Source organism: Yersinia frederiksenii ATCC 33641, from assembly GCF_000754805.1.
GTDB lineage: Bacteria > Pseudomonadota > Gammaproteobacteria > Enterobacterales > Enterobacteriaceae > Yersinia > Yersinia frederiksenii.
In genome coordinates, this window is sequence record NZ_KN150731.1 from 2,348,941 (window position 1) to 2,373,643 (window position 24,703).

Below are 24,703 nucleotides of genomic sequence, written 5' to 3' on the forward strand. Positions count from 1 at the left end.
GGGGTTATTCGCCTTTCACACGCTCAATCTTGGCACCTAACGCGCGCAGCTTATCTTCGATACGTTCATAACCACGATCGATGTGATAAATACGGTCAACAATAGTTACCCCGTCAGCGATACAGCCTGCTAATACCAAACTGGCAGAAGCACGTAGATCGGTTGCCATGACCTGAGCACCAGACAGTTGCTCAACACCATAGCAAATCACGGTATTGCTCTCGATTTCTGCATGTGCGCCCATACGAATCAGCTCTGGCACGTGCATAAAGCGGTTTTCAAAGATAGTTTCAGTGATAACACCAGTGCCTTCAGCCACCAAATTCAATAAGCTGAATTGCGCCTGCATATCTGTCGGGAAACCAGGATGCGGTGCCGTGCGGAATGTAACCGCTTTAGGCCGCTGGCCATGCATATCCAGACTGATCCAATCTTCACCAATTTCTATATCCGCACCAGCTTCGCGCAGCTTAGCCAACACCGCATCCAGCGTATCTGGGCGAGTCTGACGACAAACCACTTTACCACCAGAAATAGCCGCAGCAACCAGGAAAGTACCGGTTTCAATACGGTCAGGCAGTACACGATAAACACCACCACCTAAGCGGGCAACCCCCTCGATGGTAATACGGTCAGTCCCGGCGCCAGTGATTTTGGCACCCAACGTGTTCAGGAAGTTAGCTGTATCGACAATTTCTGGCTCACGAGCGGCGTTTTCAATTACCGTGGTCCCTTCAGCCAAAGTTGCCGCACTCATAATGGTCACGGTTGCGCCAACACTGACTTTATCCATCACGATATGCGCCGCTTTCAGACGGCCATTAACGGAAGCTTTAACGTAGCCTTCTTCCAGCTTGATTTCTGCACCCAGTTGTTCCAAACCCGTGATATGCAAATCAACCGGACGTGCACCGATAGCACAGCCGCCCGGTAAAGAGACTTGCCCTTTACCAAAACGAGCAACCAGCGGCCCCAGAGCCCAAATAGAAGCACGCATAGTTTTCACTAAATCGTAAGGCGCACAAAATTCATCCACACCGCTGGCATCAACAAAAACAGAGCCTGAAGCATCACGCTCAATTTTGGTGCCCAATTGGCTCAGCAATTTAATCGTGGTATCAATGTCTTTTAGCTTAGGGACATTTTGCAACTCGACCGGCTCTTCAGCCAACAACGCAGCGAACAATATAGGCAATGCGGCGTTTTTCGCTCCGGAAATAGTGACTTCACCGCTCAGGCGAGTCCGCCCCTGCACACGAAACTTATCCATTGTGACCACTCTCTGTTGTCAATTCGAATTCACTGCCCGCCTTCGTAACTGCCTATCAATACAGTAAAAAACTGACCTGATGACAATTCTGGAGCCAACAGCATTAAAAGCCGTTTAGTTTGCGATCCCGCTGCCACTCTTGTGGCGTATAGGCCTTGATGGATAAGGCATGAATACGGTTATCAGCAATATATTCCATTAAAGGCGCATACACCGCTTGCTGTTTTTTCACCCGACTCATATCAGCAAATAGCTCACCAACAGCAATCACCTGAAAGTGGCTGCCATCACCGGTAACATGCGCTTCTTGTAATGCCAATGCTTGCATCAGCACGTCTTTAATTTCGTTGGTATCCATAAGATTCATTCTATTTTAAGAGGATAGTAATCAGTTGAACATATTAGTGGAATACGGCTTTCTCTGAAACTAAAGAAAAGCCCCTGTTTTGCTATTATGCACAGGGGCTTGAAAACTTTAGCTTTTTAAAAAAAACGTTTTTTGCTTTGATCATAAACGGCACAAGAGAGAACCGGCTTAAATCCAAGGGCTATATGTTGGCTGTTTTTATTAAGGTTACTGTTTCCACCGGGATGACTTGCCGAAGATTATACAGCTCTATCAAGGTTGACAGCCGATCACTAACACCAGCAATAGCGAGTGAGACACCCTGCTGACTCCGCAACTCACGAAAGTGAACCAGCAGCGCCAAGCCGGAGGAGTCGACACGCTGTAATTGGCTGACATCAATGCGCGTCTTGTCTGACAATAAAGCTTCACGCTGTTGCCACAAAGGCAACAGGGTTTCACGGTCCAATTCACCTTGCAGTACCAGCGTTTCCTGCTGTGACTGCCAGCTCAGTTCACCTGACATAATATCCATCATTACTGTTTATCTAATGTGATTGGCTGTTTCGCTGCAATCAGCAGTTGCTGAGTTAAACCATCAACCCCTTTCTGGCGCAGGATAGATGCCCACTCATTCTGCTTGGTGCTGATCATGCTGACGCCTTCGGCAATCATGTCATAGGCCTGCCATGCACCCGTTTGGCTGTTCTTACGCCATTGGAAATCCAAACGTACTGGTGGGCGGCCATTAGGGTCAAAGATAGTGACGCGAATGGCGATAATGTTGGCATCACCCAGCGGTTGGTCTGGTGCAACGTCGTAAGTTTGACCGTGATACAACGCCAATGCCTGACCATAGGCTTGTTCCAGATATTGGCTGAAAGCATTGAAATACGCCTCGCGCTGTGCAGGTGTTGCCGCTTTGTAGTAACTGCCCAGAACCAGCGCTCCAGCATACTTAATCTGGACAAACGGTAGCAGTTCTTCACGGACGATAGTGCGCAAATAGTCAGGGTTTTGCTTAATTTTCGGCTGTTCGGTTTTCAGGCGCGTAAATGTTCTTTGCGCTGCTTCATCCATCAAACGGTATGGATTGGTTTGATCGACAGCATTTGCCAATGGTGCAACCACCAACAACGCGACCATAAGTAAACGTTTAAACATTCGATACCCTCTTAAGGATGTTGAGTTGCAGGCAAGCTACCCGTTGCTGCAGGTGCCGCAGCAGCTGTAGGTTGGCTCGCAGGTGCATCAGAATTACCATTACCGTCGCTTTTGTACAAGAACTGGCCGATAAGGTCTTCCAGAACCAATGCAGATTTGGTGTCTTGAATGACGCCACCATCTTTCAAGATACTGGTGCCCATATCTGGATCTTCAAAACCGACATTCAGCGCCAGAAACTGCTCACCCAATAAGCCGGAAGTACGCACTGCTAATGAGCTGGTATCCGGAATATGGTTATAACGTTGCTGAATATCCATTGCCACTCGTGGGCTATAATTTTGAGTGTCTAAGGTAATTTCCGCCACCCGACCCACTACAACACCACCAATTTTCACTGGAGAATTGCTTTTCAAGCCACCAATATTGTCAAAGTTTGCGTAAATCCGGTAAGTCGGCTGATTGCCCACTGATTTGATATCCGCAACTTTCAGGCAGAGGAATATGACTGCCAGAATAGCGATCAGTATAAACACTCCTACCCAAACTTCACTTTTCTTCGTTTGCATCGACTCAGTTCCCAAACATCAGTGCTGTCAGCACAAAATCTAATCCCAATACCGCCAGTGACGAATGCACGACAGTACGGGTCGTTGCCCGGCTAATCCCCTCAGATGTTGGGATCGCATCATAACCATTGAACAGCGCAATCCAGGTCACGGTAATAGCAAATACCAAGCTCTTAATCAGGCAGTTCAGTAAATCTGTGCGCCACTCAACGGCACTTTGCATGGCTGACCAGAAAAAGCCGCCATCAATTCCTTTCCAATCGACACCCACCACAGAACCGCCCCAGATACCCACGGCGACAAAGATAGCGGTCAATAATGGCATGCTGATAAGACCGGCCCAGAACCGAGGTGCAACCACGCGCCGCAGAGGGTCTATAGCCATCATCTCCAGACTGGAAATCTGCTCAGTGGCCTTCATCAGCCCAATCTCTGCCGTTAGGGCTGAACCGGCACGACCAGCAAATAACAGCGCCGTGACAACCGGCCCGAGCTCACGCAGCAGTGATAGAGAAACCATCATGCCAAGGCTGGCTTCTGCACTGTAGGTCGTTAGAATCAAAAAGCCCTGCAATCCCAGAACCATGCCGATAAACAGGCCAGAAACCACGATAATCAATAGGGATTGCACCCCAACGCTATATAGCTGCTTGAGCAGTAATGGCCATTGCTTTCGTGGTTCAGGCCGCCCGACCAGCGCATTAAACAGCATTAAACCTGCGCGACCAAAGGATGCGCAGACATTAATGCCCTTGCGTCCTAAAGACGCTAACGCCTGTACTAACATGAAGACTCCATCACTTTGCGTCTAACAATTCAGTTTTATAATCCCCAGCCGGGAAACGGAAAGGCACCGGCCCGTCGGCAATACCATCGAGGAACTGACGTACCCGCGGATCATCATTGGCTTGCAACTGCTCAGGTGTTCCTTCAGCAATAACATGTTGATCAGCAACGATATAAGCATAATCAGCAATGCTTAGCACTTCAGGCACATCATGGGACACCACCACGCAGGTGACACCCAGAGCATGATTCAGCTCATCAATCAGTTTTACCAAGACCCCCATGGTAATAGGGTCCTGACCGACAAACGGCTCATCAAACATAATCAATTCGGGATCAAGAGCAATTGCCCGCGCCAACGCCGCACGGCGTGCCATACCACCGGAAAGCTCGGCGGGCATCAAATTGGCAGCGCCACGAAGCCCAACAGCTTCTAGCTTCATCATTACCGTGCTGTGCAGCAACTCCTCCGGTAAACGACTATGTTCACGTAATGGAAAAGCCACGTTCTCAAACACGGTTAAATCGGTAAATAAAGCGCCAGATTGAAACAGCATGCTCATTTTCTTGCGCACATCATACAAACGCTGGCGTGAAAGCGTTGGAATATTATCACCATCAAACCAGATTTCACCGGTATCGGGTGTCAGTTGCCCACCAATCAGGCGCAGCAATGTAGTTTTACCAATCCCTGATGGCCCCATAATCGCGGTAACTTTGCCACGCGGGACTGTCAGGTTGATATCAGCGAATATTGGACGCTCACCACGGGTAAAACTCATCCCGCGGATCTCTATCAAATTTGGCGCCAGTTGGTTCATTATCATTCGTCCCTTAGGCCTTTTTTACTCATATAACTGCCAATGCTACAGCAAATGGCGGTAACGAGCGCAATTGGGAAGTATTTTGGCAACTTATTAACGTTTTTTCGTAGCCAAAGTTGCCATAAGTTTTACTTTTCTGGCACTCACGGTCAAAATTAGGATGTAATTAAAAAGAGCGTAAAGCATTTTCAATGATGTTGACCAACGGATCGGGATTATACCTAATAAAGGACTCTGCATGTTTCTTGCGATAACACTATTAATCATTGGCTTGGTTTTACTGGTATACGGTGCCGATCGATTAGTTTACGGCGCGGCCGTGTTATCCCGTTCTTTCGGTATTCCGCCACTTATCATCGGGATGACCATTGTCGGTATTGGCACGTCACTGCCAGAACTGATTGTTTCGGTTACTGCGGCACTGAATAACCAAACCGATATGGCGGTCGGTAATGTGCTGGGTTCCAATATTACCAATTTATTATTAATTGTTGGCGGTGCGGCTCTGATACGGCCACTTACCGTGCGTTCTGAGATTTTACGCCGCGAATTACCCTTAATGTTGGTCGTAACGGTACTGTGTGGTTTTCTGCTGGCTGATAATCATCTTAGCCGCGGGGATGGCGTTATTTTGCTGCTTGCGGCAGCCGCTTTTATTATCCTGATGCTAAAAATTGCCCGTCTGGCCCATGCCGAGGGAAATGATATTCTAACCCGAGAGCAGCTAGCTGAATTACCGCAAGACAGTAACAATACCGTCGCATTACTGTGGCTGGTGCTGGCATTCATTATTTTGCCTCTGTCAGCCAAAATGATTATCGACAATGCCACGGTGATTGCCCGAGTCGCTGGCGTCAGTGAACTGGTTATCGGGCTGACGGTGATTGCCATTGGTACCAGCTTACCAGAACTGGCTACTTTCATTGCCGGTGCATTGAAAGGGGAAGATGATATGGCAGTCGGCAATATCATCGGTTCAAATATTTTTAATATTGTTATTGTGTTAGGCGTTCCCGCACTGTTATCCCCAGGGGATATCAACCCCGAAGCTTTCCAACGTGACTATTGGGTCATGCTCGGAGTCAGTGTGGTATTCACTGTGCTTTGTCTGGGGCGTAAACATAGAATCGGTCATGTGGCGGGCGCTCTGTTATTATGTGGCTTTATCGCGTATCTCGCGGTGCTATTTTGGGCGCCATTGAGCGCAGCGTAACCCATGTTGTTTACCAACATTGAGCGGGAACCAAGTATGTCCTCTTTTAATTTACAGCCGGGCGTTAATTCACAGTCAGATGTTGATTCACAGCCAAAAATGAATTTTCAGCAGGCGGGTAAACAAGTATTACAAATTGAGCTCGAAGGGTTGGCACAACTCGATCAATATATTAATGACGATTTCGCCAAAGCCTGTGAGGCAATATTTAACTGCCACGGCAAAGTGGTGGTGATGGGGATGGGGAAATCAGGCCATATTGGGTGCAAAATTGCCGCGACCTTTGCCAGCACAGGCACGCCGTCGTTCTTTGTCCACCCCGGCGAAGCCAGTCATGGTGACCTCGGCATGATCACCTCACAAGATATCGTGTTGGCCATCTCCAACTCAGGGGAGTCCAACGAAATCCTTGCATTGATCCCAGTACTCAAACGTCAGAAAATCCAGCTGATCTGTATGAGTAGTAACCCAGACAGCACTATGGGTAAAGCTGCCGATATTCATATATGTATTAAAGTCCCGCAAGAAGCATGTTCACTGGGCTTGGCGCCAACCACCAGCACCACAGCCACACTGGTGATGGGCGATGCGCTTGCCGTTGCGTTGTTACAAGCGCGAGGTTTCACTCAAGAAGATTTTGCGCTCTCCCACCCCGGCGGCGCACTGGGGCGCAAGTTACTGCTACGAATCAGCGATATCATGCACACTGGCGCTGATATCCCACATGTCAGTCCCGACGCATCGTTACGAGATGCATTACTGGAAATCACTCGGAAAAATCTGGGTTTAACCGTAATCTGTGACGACTTGATGATGATTAAAGGCATCTTTACCGACGGTGATTTACGCCGGGTATTTGATATGGGCGTAGACTTGAATAACGCGAAAATTGCCGATGTGATGACCAGTGGCGGCATTCGAGTTCGTCCAACTATGTTGGCAGTCGATGCACTTAATCTGATGGAGTCACGTCATATTACCGCAGTGTTGGTTGCCGATGGCGATCAATTGCTGGGCGTGGTGCATATGCACGACATGCTGAGAGCTGGCGTGGTTTAATTAAGGGTAAATTATGAGCAGTACCGTTTATCTGGATACCTGTTATGGACCCGTAGCTAACAGCGTCATGCTGCGTGCGGCAAATATTCGCCTACTGATTTGTGATGTGGATGGAGTGATGTCCGATGGCCTGATTTATATGGGTAATCAGGGCGAAGAGCTGAAAGCATTCAACGTGCGCGATGGCTATGGTATCCGCTGCCTGATAACCTCAGGCATTGAAGTGGCCATTATTACCGGTCGCCGCGCCAAATTAGTGGAAGACCGCGCCAACACCTTAGGCATTACCCACCTTTATCAGGGGCAATCTGATAAGCTGGTCGCCTATAACGAGTTATTGACAGCATTAAAATGCCAGCCTGAGCAAGTGGCTTATATTGGTGATGACCTGATTGATTGGCCCGTCATGGCCCAAGTGGGGTTATCTGTCGCAGTAGCCGATGCCCATCCATTGCTCATTCCCAAGGCGCATTATGTTACGCATATTAATGGCGGACGCGGTGCAGTACGCGAGATATGTGATTTGATATTATTGGCCCAAGGTAAACTCGAAGGTGCCAAAGGATTGTCGATATGAGTAAAACAAGACTATGGATAACCCTATCCTTAGCACTGATTGCGTTAGCATTGATTGGCTGGAATATGTCAGGTTTTAATCAGCAAGCCACTCAAACTGTGGTTGATGATACGGAGCCCTCATCACAAAGCCAGCATACCGTGACCGTAGTCTTTAATCCGGTTGGGCAGCTCAATTATAAATTGGTGGCAGAAGAGGTTCAGAACTTCGCAACACAGGAACTAACCTGGTTTACCCGGCCAGTGATGACCATGTTTGATGAGAACGCTGTCGCCACCTGGACAGTTCGGGCGGATCGCGCCAAGCTGACCAATGATAAAATGCTTTATTTGTATGGTCACGTTGAGGTTGATAGCCTGACCCCAGACGCCCAGTTACAAAAAATTAGAACCGATAACGCCCAGGTTAATTTGATCACTCAGGATGTATCCTCAGACGATGAAGTTACCCTCTTTGGTGTTGGATTCACATCTAACGGCATGAAAATGCGTGGGAACTTGCGGGATAAAACCGCCGAGCTGATTGAAAAGGTTAAAACCTCTTATGAAATCCAAAAATAAAATTTGTCATTTTTTGCTTGCCAGCTCACTTTTGGCCGCAAGCTTGCCTGCATTGGCTTTAACCGGTGATTCAGACCAACCCGTTCTGGTCGACTCGGTCAAACAAGCATTAGATATGACGGCGAATACCGTCACATTTACTGATAATGTGGTTATCAAGCAAGGTACCATTGAGATTAAGGCTGATAAAGTTGTTGTGACTCGGCCGGGCGGTGATCAAAACAAAATGGTCATCGAAGGTTTTGGTAACCCGGTGACTTTTTATCAGATGCAAGACAGTGGTAAACCCGTCAAAGGCCACGGGCAGAAACTGCGTTACGAGGTCGCTAACGACTTAGTCATATTGACCGGTAATGCCTATCTGGAGCAGCTTGATAGCAATATCAAAGGTGATCGCATCACGTATCTGGTGAAAAAACAGCAGATGGAAGCCTTTAGTAACAAAGGCAATCGCGTCACTACCGTACTGTTACCGTCCCAATTACAAGACAAAGGGCCAGCAGCTTCAGGCCAAAAGAAGAGTAAGTAATCATTTATGGCAACATTAATCGCAGAAAAACTGGCTAAGGCGTACAAAGGCCGTAAAGTGGTCGAAGACGTTAGCCTGACAGTAAAGTCCGGTGAGATTGTCGGCCTGCTTGGGCCGAATGGGGCGGGTAAAACCACCACTTTTTACATGGTCGTCGGCATTGTCCAGCGTGACGCCGGGCGTATTGTGATTGATGACGAAGATATCAGCCTCTTGCCGCTCCATGAGCGCGCCCTGCGCGGGATTGGCTATTTACCGCAAGAAGCCTCTATCTTCCGCCGCCTGAGTGTATTTAACAATCTGATGGCGGTACTGGAAATCCGTAAAGATCTCTCATCTGAACAACGTCAAGAACGTGCTGATGAGTTGATGGAAGAGTTCCATATTACTCATTTACGTGACAGTCTGGGCCAATCGCTTTCCGGTGGTGAACGCCGCCGGGTTGAAATTGCCCGTGCACTGGCGGCAAATCCTAAGTTTATTCTGTTGGATGAGCCTTTCGCCGGGGTTGACCCGATTTCGGTTATTGATATCAAAAAAATTATTGAGCATCTGCGTGACAGCGGCCTTGGAGTACTGATTACCGACCATAACGTCCGTGAAACATTAGACGTTTGTGAGCGGGCTTATATTGTAAGTCAAGGGCATTTAATTGCTCACGGCACACCACAGGAAATTTTGGCTGACGAACAAGTTAAGCGTGTTTATCTGGGTGAAGAGTTCCGTCTCTAATCTTCACTCGAAAGCCGTTTCGTCACCCATTAAGGGAAATTGATACCGTATTATGAAGCAAGGTTTGCAACTCAAGTTTAGCCAACAACTGGCAATGACTCCGCAGCTTCAACAGGCTATTCGTCTGTTGCAGCTTTCTACGCTTGAGCTCCAGCAGGAGATTCAGTTAGCGCTGGAGAGTAACCCCCTGCTTGAGCAAACTGATCTTCATGAAGAGGTTGATGCCAAAGAAACGGTAGACAGTGAATCGCTCGACACTCGCGAGGCGCTGGAACAAAAAGATATGCCGGAAGAGCTACCGCTAGATGCCACCTGGGATGAGATTTACACCGCAGGTACGCCATCAGGTATGGGCAATGATTACAGTGATGACGAACTACCGGTCTATCAGGGGGAAACCACCCAAACACTGCAAGATTATCTGATGTGGCAAGTAGATTTGACTCCCTTCTCAGAAACGGATGCTGCGATTGCAACCTCTATCGTCGATGCAGTTGATGAAACGGGTTATCTTACTGTTCCATTGGAAGATATTCTGGAAAGTATGGGGGATGAAAACGTCGCGCTGGATGAAGTTGAGGCCGTGCTTAAACGCATACAACACTTTGATCCTATTGGTGTTGCAGCTCGCAATCTGCGCGAATGTTTATTGGTGCAGTTGTCGCAATATGCTAAAGATACCCCTTATCTTGCCGAAGCGCGCTTGGTCATTAGCGATTATCTGGACTTGCTGGGTAACCACGATTTCCGCACGATGATCCGCTTAAGTCGGCTAAAAGAAGATACACTTAAAGAAGCCATCGCCCTGATTCAGTCATTGGATCCGCGCCCAGGCCAGTCTATCAATACCGGAGAGTCAGAGTACGTCATTCCCGATGTTCTAGTGCGTAAAGACAAAGGGCACTGGACGGTCGAGCTTAATGCCGATAGCATTCCACGCCTGAAAATTAACCAGCAATATGCAGCAATGGGTAACAATACCCGCAATGATAGCGACGGACAGTTTATCCGCAGCAATCTGCAAGAAGCAAAATGGTTGATAAAAAGCCTTGAAAGCCGCAATGAAACGTTGCTGAAAGTAGCGCGTTGTATTGTCGAGCAGCAAGTGGCGTTCTTTGACAGTGGGCCTGAATTTATGAAACCTATGGTACTGGCTGACATTGCTCAGGCCGTGGATATGCATGAATCGACAATCTCCCGCGTGACCACGCAGAAGTTCCTGCACAGTCCTCGGGGGATTTTCGAGCTGAAATATTTCTTCTCCAGCCACGTTAATACCGATAGCGGAGGTGAAGCTTCTTCTACCGCGATTCGTGCGCTGGTGAAAAAATTGGTTGCGGCAGAAAATCCTGCCAAGCCACTGAGTGACAGTAAGCTGACCACACTATTATGTGAACAAGGCATTATGGTGGCACGCCGCACTGTTGCTAAGTACCGAGAGTCGTTATCCATCCCGCCGTCAAATCAACGTAAACAGTTGGTTTGACCTGAACTGAGAAGGAAGACACTATGCAGCTCAATATTACCGGACATCATGTCGAAATAACCGAAGCATTACGCGAGTTTGTTACCACTAAATTTGCCAAACTTGAGCAATATTTTGATCGAATTAACCAAGTGTATGTGGTTTTAAGTATCGAAAAAGTAAAACAAATTGCAGAAGCCACGGTGCATGTGAATGGGGGCGAGTTGCACGCAAGCTCAGAGCAGGAGGATATGTACGCCGCAATTGATATTTTGGTTGATAAACTGGCCCGCCAGTTGAACAAGCATAAAGATAAATTGAAACAACATTAACCGATAAAGGTTCTACACTCGCTACATAATCTGATCCGGCGGTGGAGAGAAAATTTCCCCGCTGGTATCAGGTCTAAAACAGCGCTTAAGTGAAAGATGAGATGATCAACGATCCAGCATTGCAATTAAGCTCGGTATTAAATATCGAGTGCACCAAAAGCTCCGTACATTGCTCAAGTAAAAAACGGGCTTTGGAAATTATCAGCGAGTTAGCTGCCAAACAGCTTAACCTGCCGTCACAGGTCGTTTTCGATGCTGTATTGACCCGCGAACGTATGGGCAGCACAGGTATTGGTAGTGGTATCGCGATACCTCATGGCAAGTTGGAAGAAGATACTCTGCGTGCCGTAGGTGTATTTATCCGTTTGGAACAGCCGATCGCTTTCGATGCGATTGATAACCAACCGGTTGACCTATTATTTGCCTTGTTGGTTCCAGCAGATCAATGTAAAACTCACTTACACACTTTGTCTTTAGTGGCCAAGCGATTAGCTGATAAAACAGTGTGTCGCCGTCTTCGTGCGGCACAAAGTGATGAAGAGCTTTATCAGATAATTACTGAGTTACCACCAGAGACGGCGTAATCGTGCGAAACACCCTGCACTTCAAGAACGCAGGATATTGCCTAAAGTAATTGAAGTCGCGGGTAGGCAGCAAGCAAATGAGTCCCAATGAGCTTACTCAAGTAAGTGATTCGGGTGAAAGAGTGCAGCTAACACCCCTGCGGCTTCAAGTACGCAGGGCACATAAGATACCAAGGGGAGTCACTCACATGGTGCTGATGATTGTCAGCGGCCGTTCCGGTTCAGGGAAGTCTGTTGCTTTGCGCGCATTAGAAGATATGGGCTTTTATTGCGTTGATAACTTGCCTGTGGTTCTGCTGCCGCAATTGGCTAGTACACTTGCCGAGAGGAATATCTCCGCCGCAGTGAGCATTGACGTGCGCAATATGCCTGAGTCTCCTGAGGTATTTGAACATGCTATGACTCAGTTGCCAGATAGCTTCTCACCGCAATTGCTGTTTTTGGATGCTGATCGCAATACCCTGATTCGTCGCTACAGTGATACCCGTCGTCTGCACCCGCTGTCGACTAAAAACCTGTCATTAGAAAGTGCTATTGATGAAGAGAGCGTTCTGCTAGAACCTTTACGCTCACGGGCTGATTTGATCATTGATACCTCAGAAATGTCAGTCCATGAGTTGGCTGAAATGTTGCGCACCCGTCTGTTGGGTAAACGCGAGCGCGAGCTGACAATGGTGTTTGAATCCTTTGGCTTTAAACATGGTATTCCCATTGATGCGGATTATGTCTTTGATGTGCGCTTCCTGCCAAACCCACATTGGGATCCCAAATTACGCCCAATGACAGGTTTAGATAAGCCGGTAATCTCCTTCCTTGATCGCCATACAGAAGTGCATAACTTTGTTTATCAAACTCGCAGCTATCTGGAACTGTGGCTGCCGATGCTGGAAACCAATAACCGTAGTTATCTGACGGTTGCTATCGGGTGTACCGGTGGTAAACACCGCTCAGTCTATGTTGCCGAACAATTAGCTGATTATTTCCGCGCCCGCGGCAAGAATGTCCAATCACGTCATCGTACTCTGGAAAAGCGTAAATAATGACCGTCAAACAGACCGTTGAGATCAAAAACAAGTTGGGAATGCACGCCAGACCCGCCATGAAATTGTTCGAGCTGGTTCAGAGTTTTGATGCTGAAGTGATGTTACGCAATGACAGTGGTACCGAAGCCGAAGCCAGCAGTGTGATTGCACTGCTGATGCTTGATTCCGCCAAAGGTCGCCAGATTGAAGTGGAAGCCACCGGGCCTGATGAGATTCAAGCACTGACTGCGGTTATTGAGTTGTTTAATTCCGGGTTTGATGAGGATTAAGGTTCTCCATTCACATAACCGGTGATGGGCGAGGTTAGTTCAGATTTCGGTTGCTATTAGTTTAGTGCGATGAGTGCTCGGTTCAGTTGTCCAAATACTGGATCACGTTTCCAAACCACCACAACCCACCTAATTAAATTTATTTAAAATCAAAACAGACTAAGTAATCGTTTGCTAATCATAAAAAATGCAGTGTTCCCCCCTTGCGGAGAAATCACACGCGAGTATAATTCGCCACAATTTGCCGGGAGATATGATGAAAAGCCAAGTGCGTTTTGTTGAAAATGACCCTATCTATGGTCGACAAAATTGCCTGCCAGCAGGCAGCCAGCTGCCGTTCTTTCTCCCGTTGCTAAACCGATCCTGTAAGGCCCCTCATTGAGGGGCTTTTTTTTGTCTACTGATCGGTGCCAAATTCAACACTATGACAACTGATTAAAAATTCAGGTAGCCCGAGACCACGGGCAGCCACAGAGGAGAGCGAAAATGGCCAACCCGTTGTATCACAAACATATCATCTCAATTAACGACTTATGTCGCGAGGAACTGGAACTGGTACTGCGCACTGCTGCCAGCCTAAAAAGCCATCCGCAACCTGAGTTGTTGAAACATAAAGTGATCGCCAGTTGCTTTTTCGAAGCCTCAACCCGCACCCGTTTGTCATTTGAAACTTCCATTCACCGCCTGGGCGCCTCGGTCGTGGGTTTTTCTGACAGCAGCAATACTTCGCTTGGGAAGAAAGGCGAAACCTTGGCAGATACCATGTCTGTCATCAGCACCTATGTTGATGCCATCGTCATGCGCCACCCACAAGAAGGCGCTTCTCGCCTGGCTGCCCAGTTCTCAGGTAATGTGCCAGTAGTGAATGCCGGTGATGGTGCAAACCAACATCCGACCCAAACGCTACTCGATTTATTCACCATTCAAGAAACTCAAGGGCGGCTGGATAACATCAATATCGCCATGGTCGGTGATCTAAAATATGGCCGCACGGTACACTCACTGACGCAAGCGCTGGCAAAATTCAACGGTAACCGCTTCTTCTTCATCGCCCCAGATGCTCTGGCAATGCCTGCTTATATCTTGCAAATGCTGGAGGAAAAAGGTATCGAATACAGCCTGCACGAAAGTATTGAAGAAGTGGTACCGGAATTAGACATTCTCTACATGACCCGCGTACAAAAAGAGCGCTTAGACCCATCAGAGTACGCCAACGTCAAAGCGCAGTTTGTCCTACGTGCCGCGGACTTGAATGGCGCACGGGATAATCTCAAAGTGCTGCACCCACTGCCGCGGATTGATGAAATCACCACCGATGTCGACAAAACCCCTTATGCCTACTATTTCCAACAGGCTGGTAATGGGATTTTTGCTCGTCAGGCGCTGCTGGCACTGGTATTAAACCAAGAATTGGCTCTTTAAGGGGGGATTGAATATGACTCAGGATTATAAACTACAGGTTGAAGCGATTAAATGCGGCACCGTGATTGACCACATTCCGGCGCAAATCGGGTTCAAATTGTTATCGCTGTTCAAATTGACCGCAACTGACCAGCGCATTACTATCGGGCTGAATCTGCCGTCAAAACGCTCAGGCCGTAAAGATTTGATTAAAATAGAAAATACCTTCCTGACAGAACAACAAGCCAACCAATTAGCAATGTATGCACCAGATGCGACCGTTAACCGCATCGACAACTACGAAGTGGTGAAGAAGCTAACACTTAGCCTGCCAGAACATATTGACGCAGTACTCACTTGCCCTAACAGCAACTGTATTAGCCATAATGAGCCGGTGGATTCCAGCTTCAAAGTGACTGCTAAGCAGGGTGACATCTACCTTAAATGCAAATATTGCGAGAAAGAGTTCGACCATCAGGTGGTGCTACAAGCCGATTAATCCCCAACCCGGATGAATACTGCTGCCCGTAAATATTTACAGTTACGGGCTATAAGCAAACTTAGCCCGAGTGGGTTGCCGTAATCCCCCTCATCTTTATAATGGTGGAGATAATTCTTACCCCCCTACCATTACACGTAAATCAGGAGTCTACATGTCACGCATTATCAGCACTGAGCTCGCCCCTGCAGCTATTGGCCCTTATGTTCAGGGTGTCGATCTGGGCAGCATGATCATCACTTCCGGTCAGATCCCGGTTGATCCAAAAACCGGTCTGGTCGCCGATGACGTTTCAGCTCAGGCGCGTCAGTCACTGGAAAACGTGAAAGCCATCGTCGAAGCGGCAGGCCTGAAAGTTGCCGATATCGTGAAAACCACGGTGTTCGTTAAAGATCTGAATGATTTCAGTACAGTTAACGCCACTTACGAAGCTTTCTTCACTGAACACAGTGCGCCATTCCCTGCGCGCTCATGTGTTGAAGTTGCTCGTCTGCCAAAAGATGTCAAAATCGAGATCGAAGCTATCGCAGTGCGTCGTTAATTCTGATGTCACAGGGCTGGTAATCTGATTACCAGCCATTTGCTAATATTTCCTCGCTACCTTTCTCAATGCGCTATTGCAGATCATAATGATCAGTATGTGGCAATTTCCTGCTCAGTAATAAAGCACCCTGCTCACTACATGCACCCTAATAGTGCTGAAATCGCCCTAATTCCCCTTATTTTGCCTGTTTGACGAGCTGGCACAGTTTATGCGTGATCCCGAATACAGCCTGTTCTGTTAGCGAGGTGAGAATGCTGAACATCGACCTTTCCGTATCCAGATTTTTCGATGAAATGTTACTGGCTGAAGGGAAACACCGAGGCCATTACGACGCCTACTGGCAATGGTTGCAACAGGCCGATCAGCTCACCATTGCGCGCAAACGCGAAGAAGCGGCGCTGCTGTTCCACCGGGTGGGCATTACCTTTAACGTGTACGGTGACGATGACGGTGCAGAGCGGTTAATCCCGTTCGACAGTGTGCCGCGCATTATTCCCGCCAGCGAATGGCAAATGCTTGACCGTGGCATTCGCCAACGTGTTCAGGCGCTCAATGCTTTTCTGCATGATATTTACCACGAACAGCATATTCTCAAAGCGGGCATTATTCCGGCCGAACAAGTCTTGGCTAATGACCAATATCAGCCCTGTATGCAGGGAGTGAATCTGCATCGCAACATCTATGCACATATTATTGGCGTGGATATGGTGCGTAATAGTGATGGCCTCTATTACGTGCTGGAAGATAACCTGCGCACGCCATCCGGCGTCTCTTATATGCTGGAAAACCGTAAAATGATGATGCGACTCTACCCGGAACTGTTCGCTGAACAGCGCATCGCACCGGTTGAACGCTACCCTTCTCATCTGTTGCAAACCCTGCGTGAAAGCACGCCAGTTAACTCACCGACCGTGGTAGTCCTGACTCCGGGGCGCTTTAATAGCGCTTACTTTGAGCACAGCTTCCTAGCACAACAGATGGGCGTCGAACTGGTTGAAAGTGCCGATCTGTTCGTCAAAGAAGGGGCGGTATTTATGCGCACCACCGCCGGCCCTTGTAAGATTGATGTTATCTATCGGCGAGTTGACGATGCCTTCCTTGATCCACTGGCCTTCCGCCCTGATTCGATGCTAGGGGTTCCCGGATTGTTATCGGTATATCGGGCTGGCGGGGTGGTATTAGCCAATGCTATAGGTACCGGTGTCGCAGATGATAAATCTATCTATCCTTATGTGCCGGAGATGATTCGTTTTTATCTTTCCGAAGAGCCTATTCTAGCGAATGTTCCCACCTGGCAATGCCGCCAACCTGCTGATCTTTCTTATGTATTAGCCAATCTTGAAACCATGGTCGTCAAAGAAGTTCATGGTGCCGGAGGCTATGGCATGTTGATTGGCCCAGCGGCAACACAAGCTGAAATTGCCCAATTCCGCCAATTGCTACTGGCACGGCCACAAAACTACATTGCACAAGAGACCCTTGCACTCTCCACCTGCCCCACATTTGTTAACAGCGGGCTGGCTCCGCGCCACATTGATTTACGTCCTTTTGCTCTGTCTGGTGCGGAGATTCGCCTGGTTCCAGGCGGCTTGACTCGCGTGGCGCTGGCGCAAGGTTCGCTGGTGGTTAACTCCTCGCAAGGCGGTGGAACTAAGGATACCTGGGTATTGGAGGACGATGCATGCTAAGCCGAACAGCCAGCGAGCTTTATTGGATGGCCCGTTATCTCGAGCGGGCAGAAAACATCACCCGGGTACTGGATGTCACCAACCGGCTGTCGATGATGCCCACCAGCAATCGCGTGAATTTTGATTTACTGGTGCCGCTTAGCTTGAGTAATACCCAAGCGCTTTTTGCCGAGCACTATCCGCAGGTCTCGATGACCCACCTGCTGAACTTTTTCGTGCTCGATAGCAATAATCCCAGCAGTATTTTCAGCTGTTTACAAATGGCGTGGAATAACGCCCATGCGGTGCGGGGTAGCTTGTCATCTGAAGTGTGGGAAAGCATTAACGCCACTTGGATTGAGATGAAGCAGTTACGTCGTCAAGGGATCAGCGCCGCCGGAATTGATGCCTTTTTTGATTGGGTTAAGGAGCGCTCACACCTGTTTCGTGGTGCGGTGTATGGCACCTTGCTGCGCAGCGATGCGCTCTATTTTATTCGTCTGGGTACCTTGATTGAGCGGGCTGACAGTACCGCCCGTCTGTTGGATGTGAAAAATCAATTGTTGGACAGTGACGATGATCCGGTGCGCGAATATTACCGAATGGACACCCTGCTGCGAGCTGTCAGTGCCCGTGAGGCTTACCACAGTTTGTATAAGCAACAACTGAGTCGGGAAGCCATTGCTGAGCTGCTGATTTTACGTAATGAAATCCCACGATCTCTGTTGGCCTGTATCAATGATATGGAGCAACAGTTGGCATTGATTGGTGGCAATCGTAGCAATCAGCCTCGGCGATTAGTCAGTATCTTGCTTGCTGAGTTACGTTTTAGCAGCATCACGGATGTCATGGCCGATGGCCTGCACGTCTATCTGATGGATTTTTTAGGCAAGATAAATGCTATTGCTGACAGTATTCGTCAAACCTATCTGGAGGTCCAATGAGACTGAATGTCGATCACAGCACCCATTACACTTATGCACAATTGGTGCAGCACAGTACTCAGTATTTGCGTCTAACTCCGCAGGATTCAGCCCATCAGCGAATTTTGTCTTGGCAATTAACCTTGCCGGAAGATGCTATTTGTACCACTGATGCTTTCGGCAATGTACTGCATGTGCTGACCTTGGATAAGCCACATCAGGCCATAACCATTCAAGCTCAGGGCGTAGTAGACATTGAAGACAATGTTGAGGATGACAGCGGCGACCATCTCTCCCCACTGGTCTTTTTACGCCATAGCCCACTAACTCAACCCGACTCGGCCATCCGTCAATTTGCCGCAGGTTATTGTCGGGGCGTCACCAGTGCAGATGCGCAATTGGATTGTCTGACCCAAATGATGGGAGAGCTGCTGGCTAAAATGCCCTACAGCCCAGGCACGACAACAGTGCAAGACAGTGCAGCTCAAGCTTTTGCTGCCGAACAGGGGGTCTGTCAGGATCACACCCACGTCTTTCTTGCCTGTTGCCGAAGTTTAAATATTCCAGCACGCTATGTTAGCGGCTATCTTTATACAGAATCCTCTAGTCATGTGGCGACCCATGCTTGGGCAGAAGTGTGGCTGAATGGGCATTGGCAGAGTTTTGATGTCACCAATAATACCTGCAAACCGAATCAGCATCTAAAGCTGGCGGTGGGCATAGATTATCTGGATGCTTGCCCAGTGCGCGGAATCCGCCGTGGCGGTGGTTATGAAGATATGCAAACCATTGCTGCTGTGCATATGTTATCTCACCCGCGACAAGATATGTCGCAATAAACGCGCTTCTGACGGCCAATAACCAAATAGAAAAGGGTATCGTATTATGACCTACTGTGTGGCCATGCGGCTGTCGTCCGGGTTAGTGTTTGCTTCAGATTCTCGCACCAATGCTGGAGTGGATCATATTTCCACTTTCCGCAAATTGCATCTCTTTCAGCAAGATGGGGAACGAACGCTGGTGGTGCAAAGTGCAGGTAATCTGGCCACCACACAGAGTATTATTAGCCTGCTACAACGTCGCTGTTTGGACTCAGAACAAACTAACCTGATGAACGTGCATTCTATATACGAAGCCGCCACATTGGTGGGCGAGACAGTGAGGGAGGTGATTAACCGTGACAGTGGTGCACAACAAAACAGCGGCGGGACAGATTTCAACTGTAACTTGTTGTTAGGTGGTCAGATTAAAGGTGAAGGGCTACGGCTATTTCATATTTATCCGCAAGGTAATTTTATTGAAGCCACGCAGGATACACCCTATTTTCAGATTGGCGAAAGCAAGTATGGCAAGCCGATTATTGACCGCGTGTTAGGCTATGACACCGACTTGGAGCAAGCAATGCAGTGCGCGTTGATCTCGATGGATTCAACCTTGCGCAGTAATTTGTCAGTGGGGTTGCCATTGGACGTGATGATCTACCCACTCGACAGCTTTAGCACCCACCAGCAGTATCGGATCACCGAAGATCACCCCTATTTTATGATGATCCGCAAAGGCTGGGGCGAGGGGCTGGTCAGTATCTTTTCTCAGTTACCGCCACTAAAACTGGGGGCGTGATAATGGACGAGGCCTCTAGAGTTTAGTGGTGGTGACCAAGTTCGATGGTTAAAGCTTCACGGCTCACCTTATCTAGGATGAAGCAACCGCCAAAGGGGCCGGCTTGCTCTCCTGTTCGATTGAGGCGACGAAGCCTGCAAAAAGAACCCACCTCACATCAACCGAAACCTGATCCGAGCTGAACGAATCAACCTCGAAGCCAATAAATCCCCTCATACGCCCGCAGTGTCATCTCTTGCGGCTGGAAAGCACTTTCGCCGTAGCTACTCATCAACAATTGCCAGTTACCATCCCGTTCAATCCCCTCTGGTAACCATTGCTGTGGTTGAGCACTCAGATTCGCCACCACCAACAGCTGCTTACCTTGCCAACTGCGTAAATAGCACCATAAATCAGGGTGCTGCGGGCAAAGATCCTGATAGTCACCCAAGGTGAACACATCATGCTGTTTGCGCAGGGCGATAAGATATTGGTAGGCATAAAACACCGAGTCAGCATCAGCCAGGGCGGCATCGACGTTAATCTCAGTATAATGACTGCAAGGTTCAATCCACGGTGTCCCTTGACTAAATCCAGCATTACGGCTGCGATCCCATTGCATTGGCGTACGGCCATTATCACGGGATTTCGTCGCCAAAATCGCCAGTAACTCGTCAGGATCGCGCCCTTGGGCACTTAACTCAGCAAACATATTCAAACTTTCAACATCACGGTATTGATCAATCGAGCTGAAGTTTGGATTGGTCATCCCAATCTCTTCGCCTTGATAAATATAGGGCGTGCCCTGCATCCCATGCAGCACCATCGCCAGCATCTTGGCCGCAGGTAGGCGCAGCGCCCCTTCATCACCAAAACGCGACACAATGCGCGGCTGGTCGTGGTTACACCAGAACAACGCATTCCATGCCCGGTTATGCATGCCCTGCTGCCACTGGTTAAAAATCTGTTTTAACTCAACACGATCCGGTGGCATCAACGACCATTTTTCGCCATTGAGATAGTCCACTTTCAAATGGTGGAAATTAAAAGTCATCGACAGCTCATCACCCCCTAAGGCAGCATACCGCTGACAATGTTCAAGGCGGGTGGAGGACATCTCGCCCACGGTCATCAGACCACGCGGTTGAAACACATCGCGGCTCATTTCTTGCAGAAATTCGTGGATACGTGGGCCATCGGTATAAAAACGGCGGCCATCTCCTTCAAAGTCGTCTGGGAAATCTTGCTGTTTAGACACCAGATTGATGACGTCTAACCGCAGGCCATCTACACCGATATCAGCCCAAAACTCACACACTTTTTTCAGTTCGTCGCGCACCGGCTGGTGCTCCCAGTTCAGATCAGCCTGCTCGGTGGCGAATAAATGCAGATAATATTGACCACTGGCGGCGTGCCATTGCCAGGCATTCCCCCCAAATTTTGAACGCCAGTTATTCGGTAAGTTATCGCCCTCACCATCACGCCAAATATAAAACTGGCGATAGGGGCTGTTGCGGTCTTGCGATGCTTTAAACCAGGCATGTTCCGTGGAGGTATGGTTAAACACCATATCCATCACGATCCGGATACCACGTTGATGGGCTTGTGCCACCAGATGTTTAAAATCATCTAAAGTACCGTACGCCGGATCAATCGCGCAGTAATCCGCAACGTCATAGCCATTATCCACTTGCGGCGAGACATAAACCGGTGTCAACCAAATGGCATCAATACCCAGTTTTTGCAGATAATCCAACCGTTGCGTCACTCCCGCCAGATCACCGAAACCATTGCCAGTACTGTCCTGAAAACTCTTCGGGTAAATTTGATAAATGACGCCGTTTTGCCACCAAGGGATAGGATTATTCATAGCAGACTCTTATTGGTAGAAAAAAATCCCTCCGTCAGGTCATGGCCACTGGCGGAGGTTCATAACTTAGACCGGCAATTCGCCGCGGCTATCTTTACGTTTATAAACCAAGATGGTCAGCACCAACGGCACCACAATGGCCACGAGCATCGCCAGAGCATAAATCGCCCAGAATTGCGGTTTGATGGACAAAATACCCGGCAGCCCACCCACACCAATCCCGTTAGCCATCACGCCAGTTAGCCCGCAAATCAGGCCAGCCAGGGCAGAACCAATCATGGCGCACAACATTGGGAAGCGGTATTTCAAATTAATACCGTACATGGCTGGCTCTGTCACACCGAGATAAGCCGAAATTGCCGCCGGAACAGAGATTTCGCGCTCATTAACCTTACGGCTGATAATGATAATGCCCAGTACTGCAGAAGCCTGCGCGATATTCGACAAGGCAATCAATGGCCAAACCGGTGTTCCGCCCATGCTCTGAATCATCTGCATATCAATGGCCAGCGTGGTTTGATGCACCCCAGTAATGACTAATGGCGCATACAGGAAGCCAAACAGTGCCGCCCCAATAGGTGCGAAACTGCCGGTCATCACCGCTTTCACGCCCCATGCCACGCCATCACCAATCATGCGGCCAAATGGCCCTATCAGAGTGTGGGCAAGGAACACCGCCAGTAGCAGGGAAACCACCGGCACTACGACCAGATACAGATAAGCGGGAATAATTTTTTTCAGATTGGTTTCAATCCAGCCCAGTGCTAAGCCCGCCAGAATCGAGGGGATAACCTGTGCCTGATAGCCCACTTTTTCAATGGTGAACCAGCCAAAATTCCACACCTCTGGAATTTGTTGCCCCAGCAGATAGGAGTTCATTAACTGTGGTGAAACCAAGGTGATACCCAGCACAATCCCTAATACTGGCGTGCCGCCCATTTTCTTCACTGTCGACCAGCAAATCGCAACAGGTAGGTAGAAGAAGATGGCTTCACCCAGTAACCAAAGGAAGTCGTAAATGGTTTTCCACGCCGGATACATTTGTGCCAGCGTTTTGCCATCAGACATGGGAATGTCGCCGATCACATTCCTGAAACCGAGAATCAAGCCCCCACTAATCAGTGCCGGTAACAGTGGGAAGAAGATCTCGGCAAAGTGAGATATACCGCGCTCAAACCACGTCATATTCTGCCGTGCAGCCAGTTTGGTCTGCTCTTTATCCACTTCATTCAAGCCAATTTTAGCAATCAATGCTTGGTAGTAATCATCGACCTCTGGCCCGATAACCACCTGAAATTGGCCGGCATTGGTAAAGCAACCTTTGACCATCGAGAGCTTTTCAATCTCTTTAGGAAAAGCTTTCGATGGGTCATTTAACACAAAACGTAACCGGGTAATACAGTGACTGACGGTGGCAATATTCTCTCTGCCCCCCACCAATACGATCAACTGATCGATGTCTTGTTGTTTTACTTTGCTCATTTCAACGTACCTTTCGTAAAGGTGGAGTAGCATGCTGAGTGGTAAGGTTCTTTTTGAAATCTATCTGTTCTGGCTTAAATAAAAACAAATTAAAAATAATGGCCGATTAAATATTCAGCTCATTAAAGATTAGCTATGTATTTATTTTTATGGAATGGGAACGTTCCCAACTTGAGTTGAAGATCACAATTTGACAATTTTTTGTACAATTCTTCATCGGAAACGTAGGGTTGCACGACCACCAGCCACTCCCACCACTCAGGATGGGACTGTCAGCAACTTCAGGCAGAGAAAAGAGCAATTAAGCCAGTTGGCCGGGAATGATAATCTGTTGAATTTCTTGTCTATTATTGAGTTGACCTAACAGCTGTTGCGCAGCTTTAACCCCAGCGCTGCCATAGCCTAGCTCGACGGACAGGCTATTGGGGAACAAAAAGTGCAATAGTGGTGTATTACCGATACCGCAAACCTGAATATGTTGTTGCCCTTGCTGCTGCAAGTACTTACTTACCCCCATGGCGATGGTGTCAGAGGCACAGACTAACGCCGAGGTATCCGGTTTTATCACTTGCGGCGCTAACTGAAAGCCACTCTGATAACTCAACTCACCCAGTGCAACTGTGGGTATTAGGCCATGTTGTTGACTGTAATTGAGATAAGATTGGTGACGGCGCATACCGGTAGTCGCATCAGTTGGCTGCACACCGATATAGCTAATATGGCGATGCCCAGCCTGACGCAGCTTATCCATCAACAAGCGCACCGCACCTTCATCGTCATAACAAACAGAAGAAAAACCCTCATATTCCCGCGCTAATACCACCATTTTTTCCTGCCACGGTGACAGCATTTCGGCAGTTAAACCAGTGAAACCAAATAGAATCACACCATCGACATTACGCTGTTGCAGCATATGCAGATGCTCGCTAACAAGAGCGGGATCAAATTGGCTCTCCATCAGAATCGGGTCGTAACCTTGCTGATAGAACAGCGGCAACATGGTGCGCACCGCCTGATTTTCGGAGGGAGAATCCAGACGGGAGACAATAATCCCCACCACTTTGTCGCTCTGCCCCCGCATAGCACGGGCCGATTTAGACGGCGTAAAACCCTGCTGGCGAATCACCGCCTCGACTCGCTCGCGCGTCTGCGGGCTGACACTGCCTTCATTATTGAGTACCCGCGAAACCGTGGATTTTCCAACTCCACTCATGCGAGCAATGTCCTTAATAGTCAAACGGTTTTGCATGGTTTACCTAATGTTTAGGTTTGGATGCATATAATAAACTGATTATTTAAATAGCCAAAGTCGCGGCAAGTCTCGAATGCGTAGAATCAGACCCAGCGCATGATATCCCAGCGACCAGCAACATGTTGTTACCCTAACGGATGATAT

28 protein-coding genes are annotated in these 24,703 nt (G+C 48.5%); 18 read left to right on the top strand and 10 right to left on the bottom strand.

Going from position 1 to position 24,703, the window contains the following annotated elements; translation table 11 throughout:
• Positions 1-4 precede the first annotated feature (4 nt).
• The 7 genes from murA to mlaF form a co-directional block, all read right to left on the bottom strand.
• A complete protein-coding gene (gene murA / locus DJ58_RS11340) occupies positions 5-1,270 on the bottom strand; it encodes a UDP-N-acetylglucosamine 1-carboxyvinyltransferase (RefSeq protein ID WP_004710913.1) in 1,266 nt (421 codons plus the stop codon).
• Positions 1,271-1,373: 103 nt separating this feature from the next.
• Positions 1,374-1,628 carry a BolA family iron metabolism protein IbaG gene (ibaG, locus tag DJ58_RS11335; protein WP_004710915.1) on the bottom strand — a complete coding sequence of 85 codons (255 nt, stop codon included), beginning with the start codon at positions 1,626-1,628 and terminating at the stop codon, positions 1,374-1,376.
• A 190-nt stretch (positions 1,629-1,818) separates the two neighbouring features.
• The gene (gene mlaB, locus DJ58_RS11330; protein WP_032911573.1) at positions 1,819-2,142 is read right to left on the bottom strand and encodes a lipid asymmetry maintenance protein MlaB; all 324 of its coding nucleotides are present in this window, start codon (positions 2,140-2,142) and stop codon (positions 1,819-1,821) included.
• Positions 2,143-2,153: 11 nt separating this feature from the next.
• Positions 2,154-2,780 carry a phospholipid-binding protein MlaC gene (mlaC, locus tag DJ58_RS11325; protein WP_004710916.1) on the bottom strand — a complete coding sequence of 209 codons (627 nt, stop codon included), beginning with the start codon at positions 2,778-2,780 and terminating at the stop codon, positions 2,154-2,156.
• Between the two features lie 11 nt (positions 2,781-2,791).
• Positions 2,792-3,349 carry an outer membrane lipid asymmetry maintenance protein MlaD gene (gene mlaD, locus DJ58_RS11320; protein ID WP_004710918.1) on the bottom strand — a complete coding sequence of 186 codons (558 nt, stop codon included), beginning with the start codon at positions 3,347-3,349 and terminating at the stop codon, positions 2,792-2,794.
• A gap of 4 nt (positions 3,350-3,353) precedes the next feature.
• Positions 3,354-4,136: a lipid asymmetry maintenance ABC transporter permease subunit MlaE gene (mlaE, locus tag DJ58_RS11315; RefSeq protein ID WP_032911543.1), complete on the bottom strand. Its 783-nt coding sequence runs from the start codon at positions 4,134-4,136 to the stop codon at positions 3,354-3,356.
• A gap of 10 nt (positions 4,137-4,146) precedes the next feature.
• A complete protein-coding gene (gene mlaF, locus DJ58_RS11310; RefSeq protein WP_004710923.1) occupies positions 4,147-4,956 on the bottom strand; it encodes a phospholipid ABC transporter ATP-binding protein MlaF in 810 nt (269 codons plus the stop codon).
• A 241-nt stretch (positions 4,957-5,197) separates the two neighbouring features.
• Here mlaF and DJ58_RS11305 point away from each other — a divergent pair, with 241 nt between their 5' ends.
• The 18 genes from DJ58_RS11305 (at position 5,198) to DJ58_RS11220 (ending at position 19,976) form a co-directional block, all read left to right on the top strand.
• Complete coding sequence (locus DJ58_RS11305; RefSeq protein WP_004710925.1) at positions 5,198-6,172, top strand: calcium/sodium antiporter; 975 nt, start codon at positions 5,198-5,200, stop codon at positions 6,170-6,172.
• A 36-nt stretch (positions 6,173-6,208) separates the two neighbouring features.
• Complete coding sequence (gene kdsD / locus DJ58_RS11300; RefSeq protein WP_032913243.1) at positions 6,209-7,231, top strand: arabinose-5-phosphate isomerase KdsD; 1,023 nt, start codon at positions 6,209-6,211, stop codon at positions 7,229-7,231.
• A 13-nt stretch (positions 7,232-7,244) separates the two neighbouring features.
• Positions 7,245-7,808, top strand: coding sequence for a 3-deoxy-manno-octulosonate-8-phosphatase KdsC (gene kdsC / locus DJ58_RS11295; RefSeq protein ID WP_004710929.1), 564 nt, complete (start codon positions 7,245-7,247; stop codon positions 7,806-7,808).
• Positions 7,805-8,368 (top strand): LPS export ABC transporter periplasmic protein LptC, encoded by a 564-nt coding sequence (gene lptC / locus DJ58_RS11290; RefSeq protein ID WP_032911544.1) that lies wholly within the window; start codon positions 7,805-7,807, stop codon positions 8,366-8,368. The genes kdsC and lptC overlap by 4 nt, the downstream gene beginning before the upstream one ends.
• A complete protein-coding gene (gene lptA, locus DJ58_RS11285) occupies positions 8,352-8,897 on the top strand; it encodes a lipopolysaccharide ABC transporter substrate-binding protein LptA (protein ID WP_032911545.1) in 546 nt (181 codons plus the stop codon). The genes lptC and lptA overlap by 17 nt, the downstream gene beginning before the upstream one ends.
• A gap of 6 nt (positions 8,898-8,903) precedes the next feature.
• Positions 8,904-9,629: an LPS export ABC transporter ATP-binding protein gene (lptB, locus tag DJ58_RS11280; protein WP_004710935.1), complete on the top strand. Its 726-nt coding sequence runs from the start codon at positions 8,904-8,906 to the stop codon at positions 9,627-9,629.
• A 52-nt stretch (positions 9,630-9,681) separates the two neighbouring features.
• Complete coding sequence (rpoN, locus tag DJ58_RS11275; protein WP_004710936.1) at positions 9,682-11,115, top strand: RNA polymerase factor sigma-54; 1,434 nt, start codon at positions 9,682-9,684, stop codon at positions 11,113-11,115.
• Positions 11,116-11,138: 23 nt separating this feature from the next.
• Positions 11,139-11,426 (top strand): ribosome hibernation promoting factor, encoded by a 288-nt coding sequence (hpf, locus tag DJ58_RS11270; RefSeq protein ID WP_004710938.1) that lies wholly within the window; start codon positions 11,139-11,141, stop codon positions 11,424-11,426.
• Positions 11,427-11,527: 101 nt separating this feature from the next.
• Positions 11,528-12,010, top strand: a complete 483-nt coding sequence (gene ptsN, locus DJ58_RS11265) for a PTS IIA-like nitrogen regulatory protein PtsN (RefSeq protein ID WP_032911575.1) — start codon at positions 11,528-11,530, stop codon at positions 12,008-12,010.
• 188 nt (positions 12,011-12,198) lie between these two features.
• A complete protein-coding gene (gene rapZ / locus DJ58_RS11260; protein WP_004710942.1) occupies positions 12,199-13,050 on the top strand; it encodes an RNase adapter RapZ in 852 nt (283 codons plus the stop codon).
• Positions 13,050-13,322, top strand: coding sequence for a PTS phosphocarrier protein NPr (npr, locus tag DJ58_RS11255; RefSeq protein WP_032911546.1), 273 nt, complete (start codon positions 13,050-13,052; stop codon positions 13,320-13,322). Before rapZ ends, npr begins: the two co-directional genes overlap by 1 nt.
• 486 nt (positions 13,323-13,808) lie before the next feature.
• Positions 13,809-14,744 (top strand): aspartate carbamoyltransferase, encoded by a 936-nt coding sequence (gene pyrB, locus DJ58_RS11250; RefSeq protein ID WP_004710944.1) that lies wholly within the window; start codon positions 13,809-13,811, stop codon positions 14,742-14,744.
• 13 nt (positions 14,745-14,757) lie between these two features.
• Positions 14,758-15,222 (top strand): aspartate carbamoyltransferase regulatory subunit, encoded by a 465-nt coding sequence (gene pyrI / locus DJ58_RS11245; protein WP_004710945.1) that lies wholly within the window; start codon positions 14,758-14,760, stop codon positions 15,220-15,222.
• A 154-nt stretch (positions 15,223-15,376) separates the two neighbouring features.
• The gene (ridA, locus tag DJ58_RS11240) at positions 15,377-15,763 is read left to right on the top strand and encodes a 2-iminobutanoate/2-iminopropanoate deaminase (protein WP_004710947.1); all 387 of its coding nucleotides are present in this window, start codon (positions 15,377-15,379) and stop codon (positions 15,761-15,763) included.
• Between the two features lie 254 nt (positions 15,764-16,017).
• Complete coding sequence (locus DJ58_RS11235; RefSeq protein ID WP_032911547.1) at positions 16,018-17,454, top strand: circularly permuted type 2 ATP-grasp protein; 1,437 nt, start codon at positions 16,018-16,020, stop codon at positions 17,452-17,454.
• Positions 17,448-18,377 carry an alpha-E domain-containing protein gene (locus tag DJ58_RS11230; RefSeq protein ID WP_032911548.1) on the top strand — a complete coding sequence of 310 codons (930 nt, stop codon included), beginning with the start codon at positions 17,448-17,450 and terminating at the stop codon, positions 18,375-18,377. The genes DJ58_RS11235 and DJ58_RS11230 overlap by 7 nt, the downstream gene beginning before the upstream one ends.
• A complete protein-coding gene (locus tag DJ58_RS11225; protein WP_032911549.1) occupies positions 18,374-19,195 on the top strand; it encodes a transglutaminase family protein in 822 nt (273 codons plus the stop codon). Before DJ58_RS11230 ends, DJ58_RS11225 begins: the two co-directional genes overlap by 4 nt.
• 46 nt (positions 19,196-19,241) lie before the next feature.
• The gene (locus tag DJ58_RS11220; RefSeq protein ID WP_032911550.1) at positions 19,242-19,976 is read left to right on the top strand and encodes a proteasome-type protease; all 735 of its coding nucleotides are present in this window, start codon (positions 19,242-19,244) and stop codon (positions 19,974-19,976) included.
• Between the two features lie 187 nt (positions 19,977-20,163).
• Here DJ58_RS11220 and treC read toward each other — a convergent pair whose 3' ends face one another.
• From treC to treR, 3 genes are all read right to left on the bottom strand, one after another.
• Positions 20,164-21,825, bottom strand: coding sequence for an alpha,alpha-phosphotrehalase (gene treC / locus DJ58_RS11215; RefSeq protein WP_004710956.1), 1,662 nt, complete (start codon positions 21,823-21,825; stop codon positions 20,164-20,166).
• A 66-nt stretch (positions 21,826-21,891) separates the two neighbouring features.
• Positions 21,892-23,307 carry a PTS trehalose transporter subunit IIBC gene (gene treB / locus DJ58_RS11210; protein ID WP_004710958.1) on the bottom strand — a complete coding sequence of 472 codons (1,416 nt, stop codon included), beginning with the start codon at positions 23,305-23,307 and terminating at the stop codon, positions 21,892-21,894.
• A 301-nt stretch (positions 23,308-23,608) separates the two neighbouring features.
• Complete coding sequence (gene treR, locus DJ58_RS11205) at positions 23,609-24,556, bottom strand: trehalose operon repressor TreR (RefSeq protein ID WP_004710960.1); 948 nt, start codon at positions 24,554-24,556, stop codon at positions 23,609-23,611.
• Positions 24,557-24,703: the final 147 nt, after the last annotated feature.